This window comes from Grylomicrobium aquisgranense, from assembly GCF_033971865.1.
Taxonomy (GTDB): Bacteria; Bacillota_I; Bacilli_A; order Erysipelotrichales; family Erysipelotrichaceae; genus Bulleidia; species Bulleidia massiliensis.
Map to the genome: position 1 here is coordinate 1 of NZ_JALBUR010000023.1, position 19950 is coordinate 19950.

The window sequence follows — 19950 nt, forward strand, 5'->3', positions numbered from 1 at the left end:
GAGAGTATTATCCGCAAGATAACAAAAGACTCTGAGGTTTTTTCCTTTCTAACTGGTGACATTATAAAAAGCAGATCAGTGACAATCAATCTGATCTGCGAATGGTCATTTCGTGAGAGGCGTAACAAGGTAAGTGCGAAAAGAACCATGAACATTTCCGTGAGAAAGTTCCAAAGGGATTTAGCATGAATCAGCTTACGCAGAAAGATATTAACTTTATCTCTAATCAGGTAAATAACTACGTGCGGAAGAAACTGAACTATCACTCACCCTATGAGATTGCACGAATGGTGCTAAATGAAAAGGTGCTTGACCTCAACAGGCTACACTTTATCAATCCCAACCTGGTAGATCTCACACCAATTCTTCGCTAAATGATTTGTCACAAGGCCAGTACTGCCAACCGGTTAAAGAGGAGCTTTCAGTAGAAATTCAGCATAATTTCTATTGGAAGAATACCTTTCAAGCGTTCCAAACCATCTCTCCACACCCAAATAATATCTGATTTTGGTCAAGACAGCTACCTAATCCACCTTGAAAAGCCCGTCAAAAAGGGACGTTTCAATGAGAGGGACACTTCAATGAAAATTGACCGTTTGTATTTGACCAATACATTTTATCGTAATCATAGAGCGTTCTGTTCCTTAATCAAGATTCAAAATTTCCTGCATCAACTGCTTATAAAATTGTTTCGAAGGTCCTGACGAGGTTTTAAGCTTTTCTTCAACTATTGCAAGATCATCTTTCTTTTTTTCTACAAAAATGCGATAGACTAAACTTGCAGTTTGCTTCATATCATCATTTCCTTTAAGTTGCTGGATCTTTTGATTACAAAGCGAACACATTTGACGATCAGATACGGAAACATAGTATATCAATGCAGTTGAGAAAACGGATGCTTTCTGAATATTTCTCAGATTTTTCGTAGCAAACTCTTTTACAATCCGATCCATATTTTTCTTATCACTACACAGGATGTATCGATTCATACGCATATAATTGTAGTTAAAAGAGTTGAGGTGACCATTTTCATACGCATCTTTGACCTGAGTATCAAATTCATCATATCTTCCTTGTTTCAGAAGGGAAACAAGCTGATTCTGAACTGATTCAGATTTTTTCTTTTCCTTATTCTGTGCAATACTAGCAATAATAAATATGATAATCAGTGCTATGGAAATTATGTATTTCATTCTTTTTTCTCCTCATAGACATAGCTGCCCATATAACGGTGAAAATCCGGATCAGAATTTGACGAGAAATCAATTCTACGTATTTCTGCCATAAACTGTGCCAATGTCTGTAGCACAACAAGATATTCAATAGAAACAAACGGATTGCCTTGGTCAAACGAATAAGTAAAATTTGGCAGTTCCACCGTCTTTTCCGGTGAAATGGCATAAACCTCACACTGTTTATGATCTCTTAAATAGCCCAGCAAACGGATTGTTCTTTCATAATGCTTTCCTTCAGCAATTGCCAGAACCATTTTATTTTTATCCATGGCATGATAAATCCCATGCATAAATTCTTCAGTCTCATAGCTTCGAACAGTCAGATGTGTCGTTTCCAATATTTTCAATGCACCTTCCATTGCGGATGGATAGCAATCATCTGCGCCTAATACAACAATATCATCATAATGAGAGAGTCTGATCAGATGGCTGTTACCACATTCCCACACTGCGTCACTGATTTCTGCTACCTTATCTGTGCATATAAGAAGCTTATTACGAAGTGCTGCAGCCTTTTCATCATCTATCAATCCCTTGTTCCATGCAATCTCATTTATAGCAAGTACAACTGTTGCAACACTTGCATAAAGCCCTTCTGTTTTCGGACCAATATCTTCTTCTGGCATATCAATCCGTAGAAATGCATCTGCAGATTTCCTAATCATCGCATTTTTATCATTGGATACAGCAATGCCAATGCATCCCATTTGTCTGGCTTTTTCCAATGCTAGAAGTGTCGAGTAAGAGTGCCCAGCCTGAGAAATACCCACAACAACACTGTTTTCACCTGGATAATTAACTGTATCTGCAAACTGCATTGCACCGTAAACAAAACAAGGAACTTTAAGGATTTTGGAACAGATACTTCTTGAAAAATATGCAGCGTTCAGGCTAGTTCCTGATCCAACAAGGTAAAGATGCTCAATTTTATTATCTGTGAGTATTGCTTTCATTTCTCCTGTATTTTCTGAAATGTGAGCTATCAGATTTCGAATTGTATCTGGAGTACGCTTGATATAAGGACGCAATGACTTCATAAATTACCCTCCCTAAATAATCTGACAACATCATCAAGTGATTGAACAACAGCGTAAGCAATTTCCTTTTCATCTTCTGTTGCAGAATTGACAGACGGAACCATGATGACACGAATTCCAGCGCTGTGTGCGGCTTGGACTCCATATCCGGTATCTTCGAGAACCAGTGCATCATCCGTTTTTAGTCCGAGCCTATTTAGAACTTTTTGATAGATTTCCGGATCCGGCTTTTTCTTTATAACTTCATCCCCGCACAAAATTACGGAGAAACGATCATATAATCCCAATTTTTTTAATCTTTCATCCGTCCTTTTCCGATCCGTTGTAGTTGCAACTGCCGCCAGAATATTGTGCTCTTTCAGATAATCAAGTAAATTCAGAGCACCAGGCATAACTGCTATTTTTTCATCCAAATTCTTCATTCCTGTTTGTCTGGCTTCATCAAGTAGTTTAATTCTTTCCGCACAATCACCAAGTTCCTCGTCCAAAATATCATTTACTGCCTGACCGGTTAAACCTACTGTTCGATGAAATATTCTTCCAAATGCCGGTACACCATATTTTGTGCCAACATCCTTCCATGTCTGCAACCATAGAAATTCTGTATTCAATAACAATCCATCCACATCAAATATGACAGCTTTTACACTCTTCACGATGTCTGATCTCCACATAGTCAATTACATGTTTGATTCTGAAAAAAGCGAAAGATAACAGGTATCTAATCCACTGATCCGCGTCGATAATGATCCATATCCAAAGAATATCAAGATGAAACACAGAGCTAACCAGATAACACAGAAATACTCTAACCCCCCAAAGACCAACCATATCAATGATTGTAGGAACAGAGCTATGTCCAGATGATCTGATAAATCCATAAATAATCTTTGACATATGCTGTGGGTACTGGGAAAAAATCATCACTAACAGATAGACATATGCAATGGAAATTAAAGTTTCCTTATCGGTCAAAAGATGTAGCACAGCACCGGAGAATAAAGCCAGAAACATCATTGTTATTCCACTGATAATATAGCAGAAATGCACAAGTCTTTGATATGATTGGCGATAAAGAGTATCGTCTCCTGCACCAATCGCCTTTCCCGCCAGTGACATGGCAGCCGTCAGAAATCCAGCTGACATCATATCGCAGAAGCCTTCTCCTTGTAATCCAAGTTGATAGGCAGCGTAATATTCCTGACCATAGGTAAGAATATATCCTGACAGAAATAATGTTGCAAAATTCCAAAATGAATTTCCTGCAGCAGTAGGAAGGCCGAATCTCAGAATTTCCTTAACTTCCTTTTTTTCAATTGGAAATATTGATTCTAATTCTATCCCTTCAAATTCTCCATTTCTTCCAAATAGAAGCCATATTCCTACAAGCATCATGACAAGGATGCGGATACTGTTTGTAATTGCAGCTCCAGTGATGCCTAGTCCCTGAATTGGTCCAATTCCAAGAATTAAGATATATCCAAAAACAATACTGACAGAATTACCAATCAAGGCAATGTATAACGGTGTTCTAGTGTTTCCATCCGCTTGAAAAGCAGATGAATTCAGGTGAATGATTGCAAGAAGTGGATACACCAAAGCATTGATTTTGAGGAAGTCACTTCCCATTGCTAGCATCTTACTTTGATGAGTCATACTGGAAAGGAAAAACTCTGGCTTTAACCAAATAAGAGCAGCTATTAATACAGCTATAGGCAAAGCCACTAGAAGTGATATCAGATATAGTCTTTTCCCTTTTTCCTTATTGCATTCACCATATGCCTTTGCAAAGACAACCATAGTTCCAATTGCAAAGCCTTTAAATATGGCAAAGTAAATTCCATAGATACGCTCTGCTATACCAAACGAACTTATTTCAGTGACTGTTAGTCTTCCGATATATCCTGTAAGAATCATATCCGAAAGAGTCAATAGGGCATTTTCAAGAATTGCCGGTATCAAAATTGACAGAATTCTGGAATCTAGTCTGTTTTCATTTTTCATCCGCCACCTCCTTTTTGAAAGAAAGACCGGCAGATATCTACCGGTCAAAGATATACGTTTTACTGCCTTATCAGTAATTGAACTTCCACATATACTTTCTCCAGCTTAATGGATGCTGGCGGCGATCTGCGAGAAGATGATTATATTCTCCAATTAGTTCACTATAGAAATCATGATCAAAGTATCCGGAAACATCTCCCAACTCCTTCATTCCATAGTCATAACCATCAAGCACGGTTGTATGATTGTTGTACTTTCCTAAGAAGCGAAGTGCTCTTTCATCTACGACTCTCGTCTTGCCAGTAGACTTAAAGACAAGGAAGGCTGTATCTGGATCAGTGATTTCAAATGGACCATTGAAGAATTCATCAGAGTGAATTGCAGAAGAGTTGATCCATTGCATTTCCATAAAGATGCAGATCGTCTGCTGATGAGCAGCTGCCCAACCGGTACCAGAACCAATAGTGTAAATAATATTATTGTTTGCATAATCAATTGAGAACTTGACAGCATCCGGAATGCAGGCAACTTTAGCAGCCGGAACGATCTCATTCATTTTCTTCACTGCAGCTTTCATCTTTTCATACGTTTCTGTATTATGCTCAACTGCATTGACAACTTCATAGGCAATAATCAAGGCATAAGCGCCCTTGGATTCTTCATAGAGAGCACCGTCAACACCAGTATCCTTAAATTGAATTGTGTAGTCACAGATCTTATCGAGTTCTGTGTCTGTTTCAAGCTGTAAACCAATTACAGTAGCCCCACATTCCTTAGCTTTCTTTGCAGCTTCAACAGTCTGCCTTGTGTTACCTCTGCGGGAAGCGCATACTACAATAGAGTTTTCTCCAATAAAAGCCGGTGTATCATTTGCAAATTCATTTGCATTTTCATAAAGAGTAGTCAGTGTTTTTGCTTCATGAGTTACATAGTAATGCGGAGCAAAGAAGCAAGCCAATGATCCTCCACAGCCTGTGAAACTGATGTTCTTGATTTCCTTTTGTGATGTGATTTCTTCAACCATCTTTTTTACATCGTACATAACTTTTTCCTTTTATCCCTTTCTTTAATTATTTATATTCAAGGAGTGACTCAGCACGCCAGAATACCGAAGTAATTCAGAATGATACCTGCTATGAAGCATCCAACAATAACAACCATTGGCTTGACTTTACCAGACTTAATAATGAAATACATAAGCCACGTCATAGCAAGTGGAATCATCTTTGGCATAATGCCATCTAATACATCTTGCAATACAAACGCCTCGCCAAATTTGATAGGTGTTGTCAGATTTGCCAAAGAAGCTGACATTCCACCAATAACGAACAAACCAGCAATTGAGCATACAAACATCAGCTTTTCCATAAGGTTGGATTCTGACATTTGCCTGATAAATTCTTGGCCTTTTGTATAACCAAGTTTTCCAAGGTACCATGTAATTGGTGCAGATGTACCAATAGAAATCAATGCTGCAAGAATAGGACCAATAATACTTCCACGTTGTGCTAGGGAGATTCCAATAGACATTGCAATAGTACGAATTGTCCCTTGGAAAAGTGCATCACCAATACCAGACAGCGGCCCCATCAGAGCAACTTTTACACCACTTATTGCAGCTGGGTCAAAAGTATCCGGATTTTCCGCGTATTCCTCTTCCATAGCCATGCAGATACCAAAGACTAGAGCGGCACACTGTGGTGTAATATTAAAGAATTCAAGATGTCGCCGATAGGCTTCCTTTTTCTTATCAATTTCATCTGGATCCGGATACAAACGATCAATTGTTCTGGACATTCCATACATGAATGCTGTATTCATCTGTCTTTCATAATTCCAGTTTGTCTGCATGCACCAGGAACCCCAGAAGATTTCTTTAAGTTTCTTATTTAACGGATAGTTTCTCTGTGCTTCTAAACCTTTTTCGGACATAGATTATTTCCTCCTGACAATTAATTATCGAGATCTTCTAGATCATCTAAGGAATCAGACTCAGATTTATTACCGCCCTGAACACCACCACCTGTATACTTGACAGTGAATAAGACAAATGCTAGGACGATACCCATTAATGCGATAGCCGTAAGTCCGAGTCCGGAATAAGCTGCTAACAGGAATCCTGCAAAGAAGAATACAACCGTATTCCTATTGACCATGGTAGACAACAACATTGCAAATCCATAGAAAGCGATGATATTGGCGCCAAGCGAAACACCGTTTGTCACCCAGGAAGGTACTGAAGAGGCAATGGCTTGGACGAAATCTGCACCAAAGTAAACTGACAGGAATACCGGAATAATAGTGCAAAGTACGTAGAGAACTGGGCCATATACAATATCAACTCTCTTTGCTTTCTGAAAATCTCCTTTTTCAACAGCTTCATCACACATATGGGTAAAGCGGATGCGGATAACAGAAGCAACTGTGCCAATCAAAGTGCAAAGAAGAGTCATTGGTACAGCAACAGTTATGGCTGTTTCAATATCCGCTCCTGTCATGATACAGATTGCACATCCTACAAGTGAGCCCATGTTCATATCAATACCTGAAGCCCCGATAGACATCATGCCTAACGTTGCGAGTTCCATCTGAGCCCCTACAGCAAGTCCGACAGGAAGATTACCAAGTAACAAACCACAGAGTGTACATGTCATTAATGGTCTTTCGAAGTTAAGTCTTCCGAGCATTCTTGAGTCAAGAATCATCAGAACAGAAATTAATACCACTATCATTGTTTGAAGCAGTTTCATACTTTCCCTCCTTTCGATAGTGATGCGGTGTGTTATCACAGTTTCAGTGATTCACGTTTTGTTGTAGGCAACTGCTGCATGAATACATTGCAACCTGTTGCCATGATTCTACGAAGGTCATCTTCTTCATCCGGTGTCAGATAAACAACATCAGCATAATTCTTGGAACCTTCCTTTTTGGCAATTCCACCTACATTTAATTCTTTGAATACAGGGTGCCCTGTAATGTAGGTAGCTGCATCCTTGGTATTCCCGAAAATAATGAATACATTGTCAGAAAGTGAATCAATTTTTTCTGCTTTTTCGAGTGCCCTTTCTGCGGAAAATACATTCAGTTTGCAACCAGCAGGCTTTGCCATGTTTAATGCCATCTTCTGAAAGTCATCAGATGCAGCCTTGGTGTCAATCACAATGATCCTCGTTGCAGCCAGGAAATGAGTCCAAGTAAATGCTACCTGTCCATGAACCAGACGATGGTCGATCCGTAATGCCTTGATCATAATTTCACCTCCATTTCTCTTTTTACAGATCTTCTTCAATATTGCTCATACTGTTAAAGCAATCATTACAGTACACAGCATTGAATTCATTTGATTTCAGTTTTTCTCTGAGCATATTGATGTCCGGTTGAACAAGCAAGAAATCAATAAGCAGACCAAGTGTTGTATTGGTAATCAAATGGAAGTCATAATCTTTTAGTGCCTTTATAAATCCATTGTTAACAGAGCCACCAAGCAGATCCGTAAAGACAAAGAGTTCTTCTTTTTCCTTATTCACACTCTTCATAATTTTTTCAATCAGATCATTTAGGTTGAAATCCGGAGATGTATAACAATTGTAGGCTTCCACATTTTGAGCACCTGTAATGATTTCAAGTGCTGACTTAAATCCTTCTGCTAGCTTTCCATGTGTGACAATCACAACTTTTCTTTCCTTCATTTGATTCAGTCCTCTTTGTAAATAAATGAATAGATATACTTCATTTCCGAATCTGGAATTGTGATATTGTATTGTTTTTCAATTGATTTGAATGAAGCGCGAATATCTTTAATGAAGTCTTGGTGATTCTTCACAAATTCTCCCGTTGCACTGTCATTTCGAATAACACCATTTTTTGTAACCAATCGCTCAATCAGAATACAGACATGAATGTAAATTCCAACTAACGTTCTGCCTTCTAGTTCAACTTTTCTTCTCTTCTGAAGATCATCAATTGCCATCGTTGTTGCATCCATCAACGGTTTCGGATTGAGAATCGTCAGATAATTCAGCACATTCATCAATGAAAAATTAGAGCGAATGTTGATAATCAGCTGTCTTAGATTTTTCTCATCCATATACCCGTGGAGTTTAGAAGAGACAAGATCTAGATTTGTTGTGGTAACGATATCTTCGAGTGGAATATAGGTCACATTCAGATTTCCGGGATTATCCGTCCCTGTAACAAAAAGGACATTGTATTTCTGTGTCAAATCTACAATTTCCTCATTCAGAGAATCAAACATAACAGGGCGTAATTCTACTGGAATTTCAACTGGGAATGAATCAGCAAACAATTTTGCCATTCTCTGTGCTGTCTGGAAACCACTTTCGCTAGTAAAGAGAATGACATCCTTTTTCTTTTCTACGTAAAGGGCATGATCGATTCTGAAATCCTCTTCGAAATTTGCAAAGAATTGATCAATCGGGACACCGTTTTTAATCTTGTATCCGATATCAAGTGCCATCTTTGTTGTTACGTTATTTACAATGGCAATGTTTCTATTTCGAGTCAAATCTTCGTCGATCAAATTTTCCAGCGATCCCATATCCACCATTATGCATATATCTGCGTGGGGATTGATCCTTGACAGCTTTTCTCGAAGTGTTGCTTTAATCTCATCCACTGTGGTCATAACCGGCATATCGATAGAGTCAAAGATATAGGAACCAATCAATGTATTTACTGCGCCAGCTATCGATGTCGCAGTAGAATACCCATGACAGATAATGACGCCAAATACTGCGTTCTTATTAAGATCTGCATTGTAGGAAGCAATAGCAAGGGTCATAACTATACGGAATATTACTGGAATTTCTTCTTCCAGATTCAAAAGAGAGAGGGAACAAATTTCATCCGTTATGATGGTTTCTGTTACGAACAAACGTTCTATTCTATTCTGTGATTCCTTAATCTTTTCTTTTTGATCAGACTGCCATTTTTCGAACCTAGTTTCCTGTTCACTGCAGATACACAGCAAAGTAGCAAGAATGAAATTAAAGTTCCCTGGAATATTAATGAAATGCTTTGAGGCAACCCAGTTAATAATCTTTCCTAATGCTGCTTCTGCTCCTCTTAAAGTCTGTTCATTCTTTGACGAAGACAGAATGGATTCGCAAACCATCTCATAGACTGCTCTGTACTTTTCAAGAATCTTTGTATTATCAGAACCTTTGCAGGCATCCAGCACTCCATCCAGGAATTCAAGATATCCATCATTTCTATGGTTTGCTTCTTCTGCTTCACAGTCAATATATGCAACGTTATCTGTAGAGAGTTCAATCGATTCAACCAAATCCTCTGGCAGATATGCTGTATGAATTTGTATCTCATCACTGTTTTGTTCATTGATTGCCTGTGCGCACATCAGCTTAACCTTCTTACTGAGATCTTCAATGCTGGACTCCTGTCTAAAATTGACCAGCACTCGTAAAACGTTTGAGCTAATAAATATATGCACATTGAGATTGATTTCTTCTCTTCTAAACAGCTCAAGAATGATTCCCTCTCTCTCTTCTTTTGGCCTTTCATGGAAGTCTCTAATATGCACAGCAACCGGCACATACTTTGCTAAGGAAGGAGGAAGAAAATCATCCAGACGTTTTTGAGAAAGAAAGATAAAGTGAATCTTACGATTCAGACCTTTTTCAAAGAACCGTATCAGATATGATGTAAGCTTTTCATTGATATCCTCAAAATGGGATAGAATAATGACATGTGATTCCTTGCAGTGCTCATCTACGTAAGCTTCAATCTTATCGGTAAGAAAGGGGTCATTGACCGATAAGTCTCGTTTAATAACCTTAGTATCCTTTGTAACAATACCCTTGCGAATCAATGAATGCTTACAAAGAAGATCAGCCAATGTTCTCTTTCCCGTCCCTTCGTTCCCATAGATGGCTAATGTAAGCCCGCTAGGTGGATAGTTGAATACTTCTATACATCTTTTAATCGATCTTCTTAATGATCCATCATATCCAATCAGAGAACGGAAGACATCCATCAGTTGTCCCTTCTGCTGCAGATACTCTGTCATTTCTTGAAGATCAACAAACTCACAGTTTCTGACATCCAGCCCATATTTTTTCTTTAGAATTTCCGTACTGAAGAAATAGACCGGTCTGCTCTTCACTTTGAATACCTTTCCCTCTTCACACAATTCATTTAAATACTGTGAAGCAACTGTTCTGGATATATGCAGAGAATCAGAGATAGCAACCGTCGTCATTGGATCTCCGTTTACCAAATCAAATTTTTTTGTTGAATCAGCAAGATAATCGCTGATTATTTCCTTCGTTGTTTTGTTCATATCTGTTTACAGTCTCCATTCTATGTATGAACCATCGCATTTTACATTTGTTGCAAATTTACAACACAATTCCTTTTATTTCTTTATTAAGAAAACACTTTGTTTCGTTTTCGACAGAAAATTTAATCTGATTGAGCAAGTAATACTTATCAGTCGAAAATATGTCTTATCGATTCAAAACAAGGCAAGGAAAACAATCACGACATTGACAGTTAGAAAAAACAAAGAGTTTTCTTTCCAAAGTTAGTCAATAAGCTATAGAAATAAAAGAAAACAGCCATCGTGAGGACAAATCACCAATGGCTGTAATGATTCAAGAGAGATTTTTTTGGAGTTTATTGTACGCTTAGTTAACTCTGTTGGAAAAGGTTGCACAAATAGCATGGATCACGGCTCAGCTCAATTATTGTCCCTCTTCTAAACATTCTTTGAGATGGGTTTTCCAATTCAATTATATGAACGCAGCATTAATGTAAAATTGTTTTACAAGGCATCAGTATCAGAGCAATTGGTATCAAAGACCAATTTAGGCCAAATGATTAGATTTAAGTCCTTGGTAACTCATCATTCAATGATCTCTTTTTAGATCTAACACGTAACAATAATGCCGGATTTTCTCGCCATCAGTATTTCTGATAGATTCTGATCACAAGAGATTCTGTTATGTAAAAGCCAATGTCAAGTGCTAGTTTCGGATTGATTCAATATTTTTTCTTTGCTGTTGAAGGCATGAGGAAAGAGTCTCGGATTTTCAACAGTTCGCGGTATTTAGCCATTCTGTTATACGTGTATCAGGGACAAATGCTCTCCCACCCCACAGGCCAATGGTTTCGCCGCCAGCTCTGCTGTCTAAAATCGTGGATCACCATGAAACAGCGCCATCATAGAATCATCGCAGATAGCTGAACCATCCAGTTCAAATCCGGGCTGCTCCTTCCTGATGCCTTCAATCTAATTCATATCCCTCCTGTTTCTATGTTTCTGTCATTTATTGATTTCTTCTGCATTATTCAACGTAAGTCCTGGCTGATTCCTTGCAATCGATGAAATCATCTTACGCAAGAACAGTATGAATATTGCCTGTCATCATTCCCCATATAAAGCATGCCAGCTCACGTGCTATGGCTACTGTTGCTTTGTTATGGCTCTTTCGATTGTGAAGCACAAGACGCATGTATCTCTTCCGGAGGCGTTCATTCGCTCTGTCCGCATATGCAATGACTTCAGGAGCGTTGCCTTCCTGCCGCTTCTTCAGAGCTTCACTTTTGCCGTATGATGCCCGTGAGAAGGATTGTGCACATTCGACAAAGAGTTTTCTCAAAAAGGTGTTTCCCTGTTTTGTTATTCCCGTCTGATTCTGATCATCGCTGCTGCTGAGTTCTCCTGCAACCAGACCCAGAAATGCCGCAAAGTTCTTTGCTTTAACGAATCTGGTGAAATCCCCAATCTCCACAATCAAAGCCAGAGCAGTAAGAACCTTGATCGACTTAAAACAGATCAGTTTGTGCACTGCCTCACGGTATTTATTCTTTTCAGCGATCTCTTCAATGCGTCTATTCATCTGTTCCAGACGATCAGAAACTGTTTCATATGACAGCAGGTAAGCATCCAGTGTTTCCTTATTAATTCCCTCCAACGGAAGTTCTTTAAGCCACTTCAAGTGCTTTTTTGTCCAGTAGCTTTTGCCATCGGTATACTGATACCCATGCCTGGTAGTAAAGGCACAGCTCTGCTGTTTGATCACTCTGAGCTGCTTCTTGTGATCCTGCTGCATACGGATGAAATCACGTACTGATTCATCTTCTTCATCGGGGGTATAGACTTCGCTGTATTCATGATTCTTCAGCGATCTGGCAATCGCTTCAGCATCCCGCTTGTCTGTTTTCTTCCTGTGCCGTCTGTTTATTTCTGTTCCGGTAATAGAAGCAGGGGCAAGGATCTTTGCGGTAAGACCATTCTTCTCAAGATCACGCTTCAGTTTAAATCCAAGGCAGCCAGCTTCATATCCAACAACGATCTTTGTATCATTTCCAATCTTTTTCCTGATCCCCTTGCAGTAGTTTACGATGTTAGCAACAGCAGGGGAATAGGTATTTGTGTTCACAGGTACTGCTGATCCTTCAAGATAAGTCGAGAGTGTGTAGTTTGTAGTGTGTGCATCAATTCCAACGTATGCTATCATGTAAAGGCCTTCCTTTCTTGGATGAGGCAACTTCCCCCATCTCTTTTTTAAGCCAATAACAAGTATGCGGGATGATCCTCGAACACACAAGTTAATGGAGGGCTTTTACATATTGTCTAGAATGAGAAAAGGAAATGGATGACAAGACCCAAAAAGCCACGTTTCCTCTGTGGATACGCGGCCTGATCATTCTGATTAGAGTTTGAATGCAACAGCAGCTGCTGCTTCGGTGGCGTGGTTTGCCTGCCCGGCTTCATCAGCATCACCGATGACATAAGTTTCAGCAGCAAGTCCCTTAACTTCTTCTTCAAGTGGATTATAGGACCTTGATCCCATGGCAATAATGATAGAATCAAAGCCACTTGCAGTCCCTTCTGAGCCGTTCTTTTTATATACTGCACCATCTGAAGTAAATTTCTTGATCTTAGCATTCAGAATATACTTTGTATTGTTCGAATCAAGACGTGCCTTCAAATGCGTACCTACGCCAAGTACACCATAATTAACTGCCGGAATCATATCGATCAGAGTAGAGGTTCTTCCACCTCTTTCTCTTAAAAAGTCAGAAGTTTCAAGACCAACAAGGCCAGCACCTGCAATCAGAACATTGCGGCCTACCTTAACCTTACCTTCCAATACATCGTTTGCCATAAAGACATTCTCACCATCAATGCCTTCAATCCTCGGTTTGATCTGTTTGGAACCTGTCGCAAGAATTACGACATCAGGCTTCTTTTCGGATACAAGCTCTTTGGTGACAGGTGTATTAAGCACATATTCAACTCCAAGCTTCTTACCTTCCTGGATCCAGAAACGAAGCGGGCCAGTGAGAAGCTGCTTTGCCGGCGGAAATGCAGCAAGTCTGAACTGACCGCCAAGATTGCCACTTGCTTCATATACAGTAACCTTATGCCCACGTCTAGCGGCAACATAAGCAGCATATAAGCCAGCCGAGCCGGAACCCGCAATAAGAACATTCTTTACCTTCTGCGCCTTATCCCACTTGTATTCTGCTTCATGACCAACTCTAGGGTTAACCAGGCAGCATGCCTGCAAATGTTTTGGATCTGTCATATAGCCCATGCAGGACTGCAGGCAGTTAATGCATGGATTGATTTCAGAAATCCTACCTTCTTTTACAAGATTCGGGAAGTTTGGTTCAGCAAGAGACTGTCTTGAAATTGACACAAAATCTGCCTTTCCGGTCTCCAGAATATCTTCAGCAATCTCAGGTGTATTGATTCTGTCAATAGCAAATACCGGGATCGAAACACCCTGCTTGATCTGCTCAGCGTTATAGGCATTGAATCCCATTGGTACATCTTCCGGTGCGCTCATCCAATCGAGTGATGCATAGTTGCAGATGGTTGCTTCAATTGCATCATAGCCTGCATCTTCAAAGTACTTTGCAAAAATCTTGGTATCGGAGATTGTCATTCCTCCAGGAACCTTTTCTTCTGAAGAAAGTTTGATAATAACCGGGAAGTCATTGCCGCACTTCTTCTTGATATCCTTGCAGATTTCACAGGCAAATCTTGCTCTGTTCTCCAAAGATCCGCCAAACTCATCAAATCTCTTGTTGGTGAACTGGGAAAGAAACTGCTGTACAAGATAGCCATGGCCAGCATGAATCTCAACACCATCAAATCCTGCTTTCTTGGCACGCACTGCTGCATCGCCAAACAAATGAATGTTGTTCCAGACTTCTTCAGTAGTCAGTTCGTGCGGAGTCTCATCAAAGACTGGGCAGGCAATTGGAGACGGTGCAGAAACCTGATGACCGAGGATCGCCTGTGTATACTGACGTCCTGGCTGATGAAGCTGCGGGAAAATGCATGCACCATACTGATGGACCGCATCAGTTACTTTCTTCCAGGCAGGAATATGCTTGTCGTCCGCAAAGGAAGGCTCGAACGGCGTGCAGAATTCATCTTCCTGAACACGGGAAACTTCTGTAATGATCAGTCCATATCCACCCTTTGCTCTTTCTGCATAGTAGGCTACAGTTCTGTCTGTCGGTGTACCACCAAGTTCAGCGAAACCAACACCCATTGCACCCATAACAAAGCGGTTCTTCAGTGTTAAGGATCCGACTTTTCCAGGTTCAAACAACTTATCGTATTTCATTGAGAATATCCTCCATATGGCATCATTCTATTGAAACTGGTGAATGTTTTCACTAGTTTGTTTACACAAAATTATGCTAATGTAATTGTGCAGTATGCATAATAGTATAGAGAAAATGACAACTGAATCCGCTAGTCTTCTTCTGTTTGATGAGCTTGGCAAGGGTTCCGGAATTCAGGAAGTTCTGACACTAGCTTCAAAAGAGATTTTCCATAATCCTATCCTTCTGACAAACGCTGCTTTCCGGACAATTGCAATCACTGACGATGAGTTCGATGATCTTGTCTGGAATGAAGCAAAGAAGAATGGTCACTTTAGCGCATCCACAATTCATGCATATAAAGATGACCGCTCATCGCATAAATTGTTTGCGCAGAAAAAAAGCTTTATTTACTCATCAGGTCTGGCTAGCAGAATTCCGCGAATTCTCTCTCCAATCTTGTACGGCTCGGATATTGCCGGCTATACTATCATTTTTCAAACTGAAAAGAAACTTGATGAAAACGACCTGCATCTGGTTGAATGTCTCAATAATGCTCTGAGGATATTGATGATTGGTGGCCATCAATCGCCCGATCTGAATCTTTCGGTTTCTGAATATGAATACAAGATGATTCTGGATGGCAAAGCTACACAGGATGAGCTTGAAGAATACAAGAGCCGGTCAAAAAATCCATATACTGTAATATCCGCATCACTTCCTAGTGATCGTAAAGGAAAGCAGTACGCCTCCTACTTGATTGAAACTTTGCGCACAATTCCAGGCTCCATCGTCTTTCCTTACAGAGCAGGAATTTTTTTGCTCCTTAATTACACTGATTGCAAAGTACTGAATAAATATCTCGCAGAGATTGAACAAGCTTTCACTCGCTATCATCTTCGTGGAGGTATTTCTAATTCTTTTTCCAGTCTTTCGACAATGAAAGAATATTTTGAGCAAACTCTTGCAGTGCGTAAAACCGGTCAGATAATTCATCCTGGGAAAAGCTTGTACCGTTTCAGCGAGTATCTGCCCTATGAAATCATCGATCTTGCTGGCCCACAATGGTGCGAGTCAGCAATTTCCGACCAATACAGGCAGCTAAAAGAATATGACATGCTTCACGCAACTGACTTTGTCAAAACAATACAGACACTGCTTGAATGCGGCTACAATATCACACGTACTGCAAAGTCAATGAATGTGCATCGAAATACTGTCAATTACCGCCTTGAGATGCTTAATGAAAAGTTCGGCATCTCCATACAGGACACATCGCTTCTGGAATCAATACGTTTTTCATACATGATGGACACCTGGTACAATCGCTTACAGCATGAGAGATAATAGTACGCATCTTCCTATTAACCTGTCTCAAGAATGAACGTATTCATATACCACCCAAAAAGAGTTTCAAAATAAAGTGGTTTTATGTAGCTTTTCCATCATGGCTATTCATACTATGAGAAATTAAAGATCATAACAATACTTGAAAATGGATAGTTTACTGGTCTGAGATTCGTCAATCAATCAGAGCATTAATAATCATATCTTTGAATATCCAGCTTTCCTCATATCACGTTTTACAACAAACAATTGCATCTTTGGCAAACGATTTCTACCGCCAGGTGCATAGCAACACTTCACCGTCAAGTTGTCCCATACTTAGCGTACTTAAAAATGGCAACAAGCATGAGCCTGTCACCATGACTTTATAAATCAAGTATATCTTCTGGTGCTCTATTCTCACGAACACCGACTTTTTCCAAAGAATCAAGATAATCACTAAGTGTCATCTTTTTTTCAAAAAGTTCTTTTTGAACAATTTGTGCTACCTTTTTCCCGTTGATCATCATTAATGGATAATCATCTTCATGCACTTCTTTTTGAACTGACTCAGAAAAGAATGAGGTTGTCACATAAGCTCCGATCCATCCTCGCTTCAATCTTGCTACTGTTCTCGCAATATCCCTTCCATTTGTTGGTTTAGAAGGATCAGTACACTTTGCCTGACCAAGTATAACTATTCTGATACCTGAAAGATCATCCATTCCCACATTTAGGCGGAGAACATAATCAATACCATGATCCGAAGATTGTTGGGTAATCCATCCAGGAGTACATGAAGCTCCGTTTTCCTCTATTACCTTCCTAGTCACCTCCATTGCAAGGAATTCAAACTTGTGCTTTAAAGTACTCGTTGGGTAATACTCATAAATTTTCTGAAGCAGTTTATAATCTGCGCTTCCAACCGCGGGAACCTGGGCTGCGGGTTTTACAATTCCATTGCCAGCAATATTTCTTCTTACCTGCGAAAGTCCATCGGATCCAAAATTTATCCAGTCTCTCCATGAATGTGGAGCGTACTGATTTGTCTGTTCAGCGGATAATTTTTCATCATATCTAGCCGTAATCCATTTAATGAAATCAAAATTTTCGCAATCCTTTTTTAAACTGAAAACCACAAAGTCAAACTGATAGTTTGAAAAAAACTCTTTTTCTCCAGTCTTTTTGTCCACTATAGTATATTGCGTAACAAGATGTGCATTCTCTGCCACGCCAAATCCATGAAACCGAAGGTTGCCCTTAGGCCTGCCATCAACAGTCACTCTTTCAAAATACAAAAGCGGAACAGCCTCTGTTGCACGAACTGCCTTATCAGGGCTTTGATAGACCTTCATGAGATCGAGTAATGCCTTATTTCCCGGAGCATCTTCCGGTTTTTTCCCGGAAAATTTATTGTCACCATAATAGCGGATATATCCATGATCTGGATCGTATTTATCACTCCAAGGATTATCTTCACTTCCTGCTTTAAATGGGCTGCTCGTAATGATAATAAGTGGAATCCGTTCCTTGCCATCAGCCCCTTTAATTTTTCTGCAGACGTGAATTCCTCTCTGCACATCGAACTGTGTGCCTGCGTTTGGTACCGCTGTTTCATGATAAAAGTTTGGAAGCCCATCAACGGTTAGGACTTTGGGATCTTTCACAGAACGGGACTGCCTGTATACTTTTCCAATTTCAAGCATCTGTCCTACTCCCTTCCAATAATTTCATTATAAAGTTTTTCCAGATTTTCCTGCCTAACTTTCTTTTTTACTTCGCATTCCCATATAACGAAAACCCGCCATCCTGCGTCTTCCAGCATTTTTCGTTCTTCTCTATCTCTCTCAACATTTCTGTCTATCTTTTTATGCCAATATTCCGTATTAGAGGACGGCCAATGAAACCTGCCACAGTCATGATGATGCCAAAAACATCCGTTCACAAAGACTACGGCATTATATTTTCTAAGAACAATATCTGGTCTGCCTGGCAGGTAGTTGACATTCTTTCTATATCTCAGCCCTTTTGAAAACAGGTACTCCCGGACAATTTCTTCTGGTTTTGTATCTTTATATCGAATGTGCGACATATTCTCATGTCGCTGTTCTTCAGTGTGGTTATCAGCCATTTTTCTTATCTATATACTTCAGCAGCTGTTCTGCAATCGCTCTGGAAAGCATTGGTGGAACAGCATTTCCTACCTGCTGGTACTGCGAATCCTTCGGTCCGCAGAAACCAAAAGAATCTGGAAATGTCTGAAGACGGGCAGCTTCTCTTACAGAAACCGCTCGATCTTCTGTCGGATGAATCCACATCGATTTTCTAACATTGACAACAGTACCTGAAGGCTCACGGTCCACCAATCTCTTATAGATGGTATTCTGTGTTCTTGCCACATCCGTATATGTATTTGTCTTCAGTTCTTCTGGAAGGTCATGAAAATTCTGGCCCTGCTTAATATGTTTAAACCGTTTCAGTGCCTCTGGTGTTGTCTTTGGAATAATATGATTTTTCACTACACCATCGTTATCTCGCAGAAAGCCAAGCTTTTTATTCGGACGATTAAGAATTGTTCCAACATACCAACCCTTATCATCTTGAACTGATGTATATGGGGCCATCGCGGTCAGATCGTATATTGCATCATGAACTGTAGTTCTTTCTACATCCTTCGATGGTTCCGGCATGTCTACGCTTTCTGTATAGCGCTTCCTCACACCAATCAGGACAAATCTTCTTCGCTTTTGAGGAATTCCAAATTCCTCTGCAGACAGAATTCCTTTATTGATTGCGTATCCATTTTCACCGGCCTCCAGGATGCCGGTTAAATAATCATAGACAGCACAAGACTGAACAACCGCTCTTAAATTGGTCGGATTCCCTTCGTCATCTGCAGCTGTATACTGAGCTCCAATATTATTGTCATGTATTTCTTGTGCATATAGGAGCATTTTTTGATATGCAAGTGGCTTCTTCAGTAAATTCTTCAGCACATCCTTTTCGTCTTTGAGATTTTTCTCATTTCGTATACAGTCAAACAGCTCCCGGTCTGCCGCCAGAATAACCTCATTTTCAGCCGGCTCATATTCCTCGATCAGTTTTTTTATTGCAGCAGAATGCCTATCAATTGCTGCATTAAATTTCTTCTCGCTGGCAGAGTCTTTTTGCCAAATATTTAGATACATATAGAGCAGTGAATTCCAACGATTCATTTTTATCTGATTGGAATCCCCTACCAGTTCTGCAGCGCCGTCAAATACATATTCCTGATCAAGCAAGAAAATAAAATCGGTTTTTGTCTTGATTCCGTACTTCTGAATAGTTTCTTCGTCTGTACTTTCAATATAAAAACGGTGGACATCCGACTTAAGCATGCTGACGTTTTCCATTACAAAAGCTTTCGGCCGAATCTCGAGTACAGCACGGATATATTGCTTCACGAGTTTGTTGTTAAGATTGATCGCCTGATTGTGCTGTCTATTGGCATTACTGAATCCCTGGCACGGTGGGCCTCCGATAACAACATCTATTCCGCCGTACTTTTCATTAAGCTCTCTAAAATTCAGGCCCTGTACATCTTCATACCAATCAGCCCCTCTAAAATTATGTTGATATGTTTCAGCCGCGTGATGATTTTTCTCTACGAAAGCTTTAATATCAAATCTTCCTGTCTGCTTAAAGCCTAAACTTAAACCGCCCGCGCCAGCAAATAAATCTATCAGTTTGTATTTATACAT

The 19950-nt window shown here is 39.9% G+C and carries 16 protein-coding genes; 1 reads left to right on the forward strand and 15 read right to left on the reverse strand.

All coding sequences use genetic code 11. The annotated features are described in order from the left end of the window. Positions 1-644: 644 nt before the first annotated feature. The 12 genes from MOZ60_RS08505 to MOZ60_RS08560 all read right to left on the reverse strand — a co-directional run bounded on the left by MOZ60_RS08505 (position 645) and on the right by MOZ60_RS08560 (position 14904). Positions 645-1193, reverse strand: coding sequence for a hypothetical protein (locus tag MOZ60_RS08505; protein ID WP_370596347.1), 549 nt, complete (start codon positions 1191-1193; stop codon positions 645-647). Continuing rightward, on the reverse strand, positions 1190-2272 hold the full coding sequence (locus MOZ60_RS08510; RefSeq protein ID WP_370596348.1) for an SIS domain-containing protein: 1083 nt from the start codon (positions 2270-2272) through the stop codon (positions 1190-1192). Before MOZ60_RS08510 ends, MOZ60_RS08505 begins: the two co-directional genes overlap by 4 nt. Further along, positions 2269-2928 carry an HAD family hydrolase gene (locus MOZ60_RS08515; protein WP_370596349.1) on the reverse strand — a complete coding sequence of 220 codons (660 nt, stop codon included), beginning with the start codon at positions 2926-2928 and terminating at the stop codon, positions 2269-2271. The genes MOZ60_RS08510 and MOZ60_RS08515 overlap by 4 nt, the downstream gene beginning before the upstream one ends. Then, a complete protein-coding gene (locus MOZ60_RS08520; protein WP_370596350.1) occupies positions 2900-4276 on the reverse strand; it encodes an MATE family efflux transporter in 1377 nt (458 codons plus the stop codon). Before MOZ60_RS08520 ends, MOZ60_RS08515 begins: the two co-directional genes overlap by 29 nt. 70 nt (positions 4277-4346) lie before the next feature. Further along, positions 4347-5318, reverse strand: coding sequence for an SIS domain-containing protein (locus MOZ60_RS08525; RefSeq protein WP_370596351.1), 972 nt, complete (start codon positions 5316-5318; stop codon positions 4347-4349). A 50-nt stretch (positions 5319-5368) separates the two neighbouring features. Next, entirely contained in the window at positions 5369-6208 is an 840-nt protein-coding gene (locus MOZ60_RS08530; RefSeq protein ID WP_370596352.1) for a PTS system mannose/fructose/sorbose family transporter subunit IID, read from the reverse strand. A gap of 20 nt (positions 6209-6228) precedes the next feature. Continuing rightward, the gene (locus MOZ60_RS08535) at positions 6229-7026 is read right to left on the reverse strand and encodes a PTS mannose/fructose/sorbose/N-acetylgalactosamine transporter subunit IIC (RefSeq protein ID WP_370596353.1); all 798 of its coding nucleotides are present in this window, start codon (positions 7024-7026) and stop codon (positions 6229-6231) included. A 35-nt stretch (positions 7027-7061) separates the two neighbouring features. Further along, positions 7062-7526 carry a PTS sugar transporter subunit IIB gene (locus MOZ60_RS08540; protein WP_370596354.1) on the reverse strand — a complete coding sequence of 155 codons (465 nt, stop codon included), beginning with the start codon at positions 7524-7526 and terminating at the stop codon, positions 7062-7064. 22 nt (positions 7527-7548) lie between these two features. Then, positions 7549-7965 carry a PTS sugar transporter subunit IIA gene (locus MOZ60_RS08545; RefSeq protein ID WP_370596355.1) on the reverse strand — a complete coding sequence of 139 codons (417 nt, stop codon included), beginning with the start codon at positions 7963-7965 and terminating at the stop codon, positions 7549-7551. Between the two features lie 5 nt (positions 7966-7970). Further along, positions 7971-10595: a PRD domain-containing protein gene (locus MOZ60_RS08550; protein WP_370596356.1), complete on the reverse strand. Its 2625-nt coding sequence runs from the start codon at positions 10593-10595 to the stop codon at positions 7971-7973. A 1054-nt stretch (positions 10596-11649) separates the two neighbouring features. After that, positions 11650-12777, reverse strand: coding sequence for an IS110 family RNA-guided transposase (locus MOZ60_RS08555; RefSeq protein WP_370596357.1), 1128 nt, complete (start codon positions 12775-12777; stop codon positions 11650-11652). Positions 12778-12972: 195 nt separating this feature from the next. Then, entirely contained in the window at positions 12973-14904 is a 1932-nt protein-coding gene (locus tag MOZ60_RS08560) for an oxidoreductase (RefSeq protein WP_370596358.1), read from the reverse strand. A gap of 115 nt (positions 14905-15019) precedes the next feature. On the opposite strand from MOZ60_RS08560, the gene MOZ60_RS08565 reads away from it, so the two are divergent. After that, the gene (locus MOZ60_RS08565) at positions 15020-16231 is read left to right on the forward strand and encodes a PucR family transcriptional regulator (protein WP_370596359.1); all 1212 of its coding nucleotides are present in this window, start codon (positions 15020-15022) and stop codon (positions 16229-16231) included. A gap of 365 nt (positions 16232-16596) precedes the next feature. Here the strand turns inward: MOZ60_RS08565 and MOZ60_RS08570 are convergent, their stop codons facing one another. From MOZ60_RS08570 to MOZ60_RS08580, 3 genes are read right to left on the reverse strand one after another with little or no spacing between them, the layout of a single operon-like run. After that, positions 16597-17916 (reverse strand): restriction endonuclease, encoded by a 1320-nt coding sequence (locus MOZ60_RS08570; protein ID WP_370596360.1) that lies wholly within the window; start codon positions 17914-17916, stop codon positions 16597-16599. Positions 17917-17921: 5 nt separating this feature from the next. Further along, positions 17922-18302: a very short patch repair endonuclease gene (locus MOZ60_RS08575; protein ID WP_370596361.1), complete on the reverse strand. Its 381-nt coding sequence runs from the start codon at positions 18300-18302 to the stop codon at positions 17922-17924. 31 nt (positions 18303-18333) lie between these two features. Continuing rightward, a complete protein-coding gene (locus tag MOZ60_RS08580) occupies positions 18334-19950 on the reverse strand; it encodes a DNA cytosine methyltransferase (protein WP_370596362.1) in 1617 nt (538 codons plus the stop codon).

Bases quoted from the DNA above. Each gene is read 5' to 3' on its own strand.
- MOZ60_RS08525 (WP_370596351.1), bottom strand. From the start codon at position 5,318: ATGTACGATGTAAAAAAGATGGTTGAAGAAATCACATCACAAAAGGAA.
- MOZ60_RS08565 (WP_370596359.1), top strand. From the start codon at position 15,020: ATGACAACTGAATCCGCTAGTCTTCTTCTGTTTGATGAGCTTGGCAAG.
- MOZ60_RS08540 (WP_370596354.1), bottom strand. From the start codon at position 7,526: ATGATCAAGGCATTACGGATCGACCATCGTCTGGTTCATGGACAGGTA.
- MOZ60_RS08570 (WP_370596360.1), bottom strand. From the start codon at position 17,916: ATGCTTGAAATTGGAAAAGTATACAGGCAGTCCCGTTCTGTGAAAGAT.
- MOZ60_RS08580 (WP_370596362.1), bottom strand. From the start codon at position 19,950: ATGTATAAATACAAACTGATAGATTTATTTGCTGGCGCGGGCGGTTTA.
- MOZ60_RS08510 (WP_370596348.1), bottom strand. From the start codon at position 2,272: ATGAAGTCATTGCGTCCTTATATCAAGCGTACTCCAGATACAATTCGA.
- MOZ60_RS08535 (WP_370596353.1), bottom strand. From the start codon at position 7,026: ATGAAACTGCTTCAAACAATGATAGTGGTATTAATTTCTGTTCTGATG.
- MOZ60_RS08550 (WP_370596356.1), bottom strand. From the start codon at position 10,595: ATGAACAAAACAACGAAGGAAATAATCAGCGATTATCTTGCTGATTCA.
- MOZ60_RS08520 (WP_370596350.1), bottom strand. From the start codon at position 4,276: ATGAAAAATGAAAACAGACTAGATTCCAGAATTCTGTCAATTTTGATA.
- MOZ60_RS08560 (WP_370596358.1), bottom strand. From the start codon at position 14,904: ATGAAATACGATAAGTTGTTTGAACCTGGAAAAGTCGGATCCTTAACA.
- MOZ60_RS08575 (WP_370596361.1), bottom strand. From the start codon at position 18,302: ATGTCGCACATTCGATATAAAGATACAAAACCAGAAGAAATTGTCCGG.
- MOZ60_RS08545 (WP_370596355.1), bottom strand. From the start codon at position 7,965: ATGAAGGAAAGAAAAGTTGTGATTGTCACACATGGAAAGCTAGCAGAA.
- MOZ60_RS08530 (WP_370596352.1), bottom strand. From the start codon at position 6,208: ATGTCCGAAAAAGGTTTAGAAGCACAGAGAAACTATCCGTTAAATAAG.
- MOZ60_RS08555 (WP_370596357.1), bottom strand. From the start codon at position 12,777: ATGATAGCATACGTTGGAATTGATGCACACACTACAAACTACACACTC.
- MOZ60_RS08505 (WP_370596347.1), bottom strand. From the start codon at position 1,193: ATGAAATACATAATTTCCATAGCACTGATTATCATATTTATTATTGCT.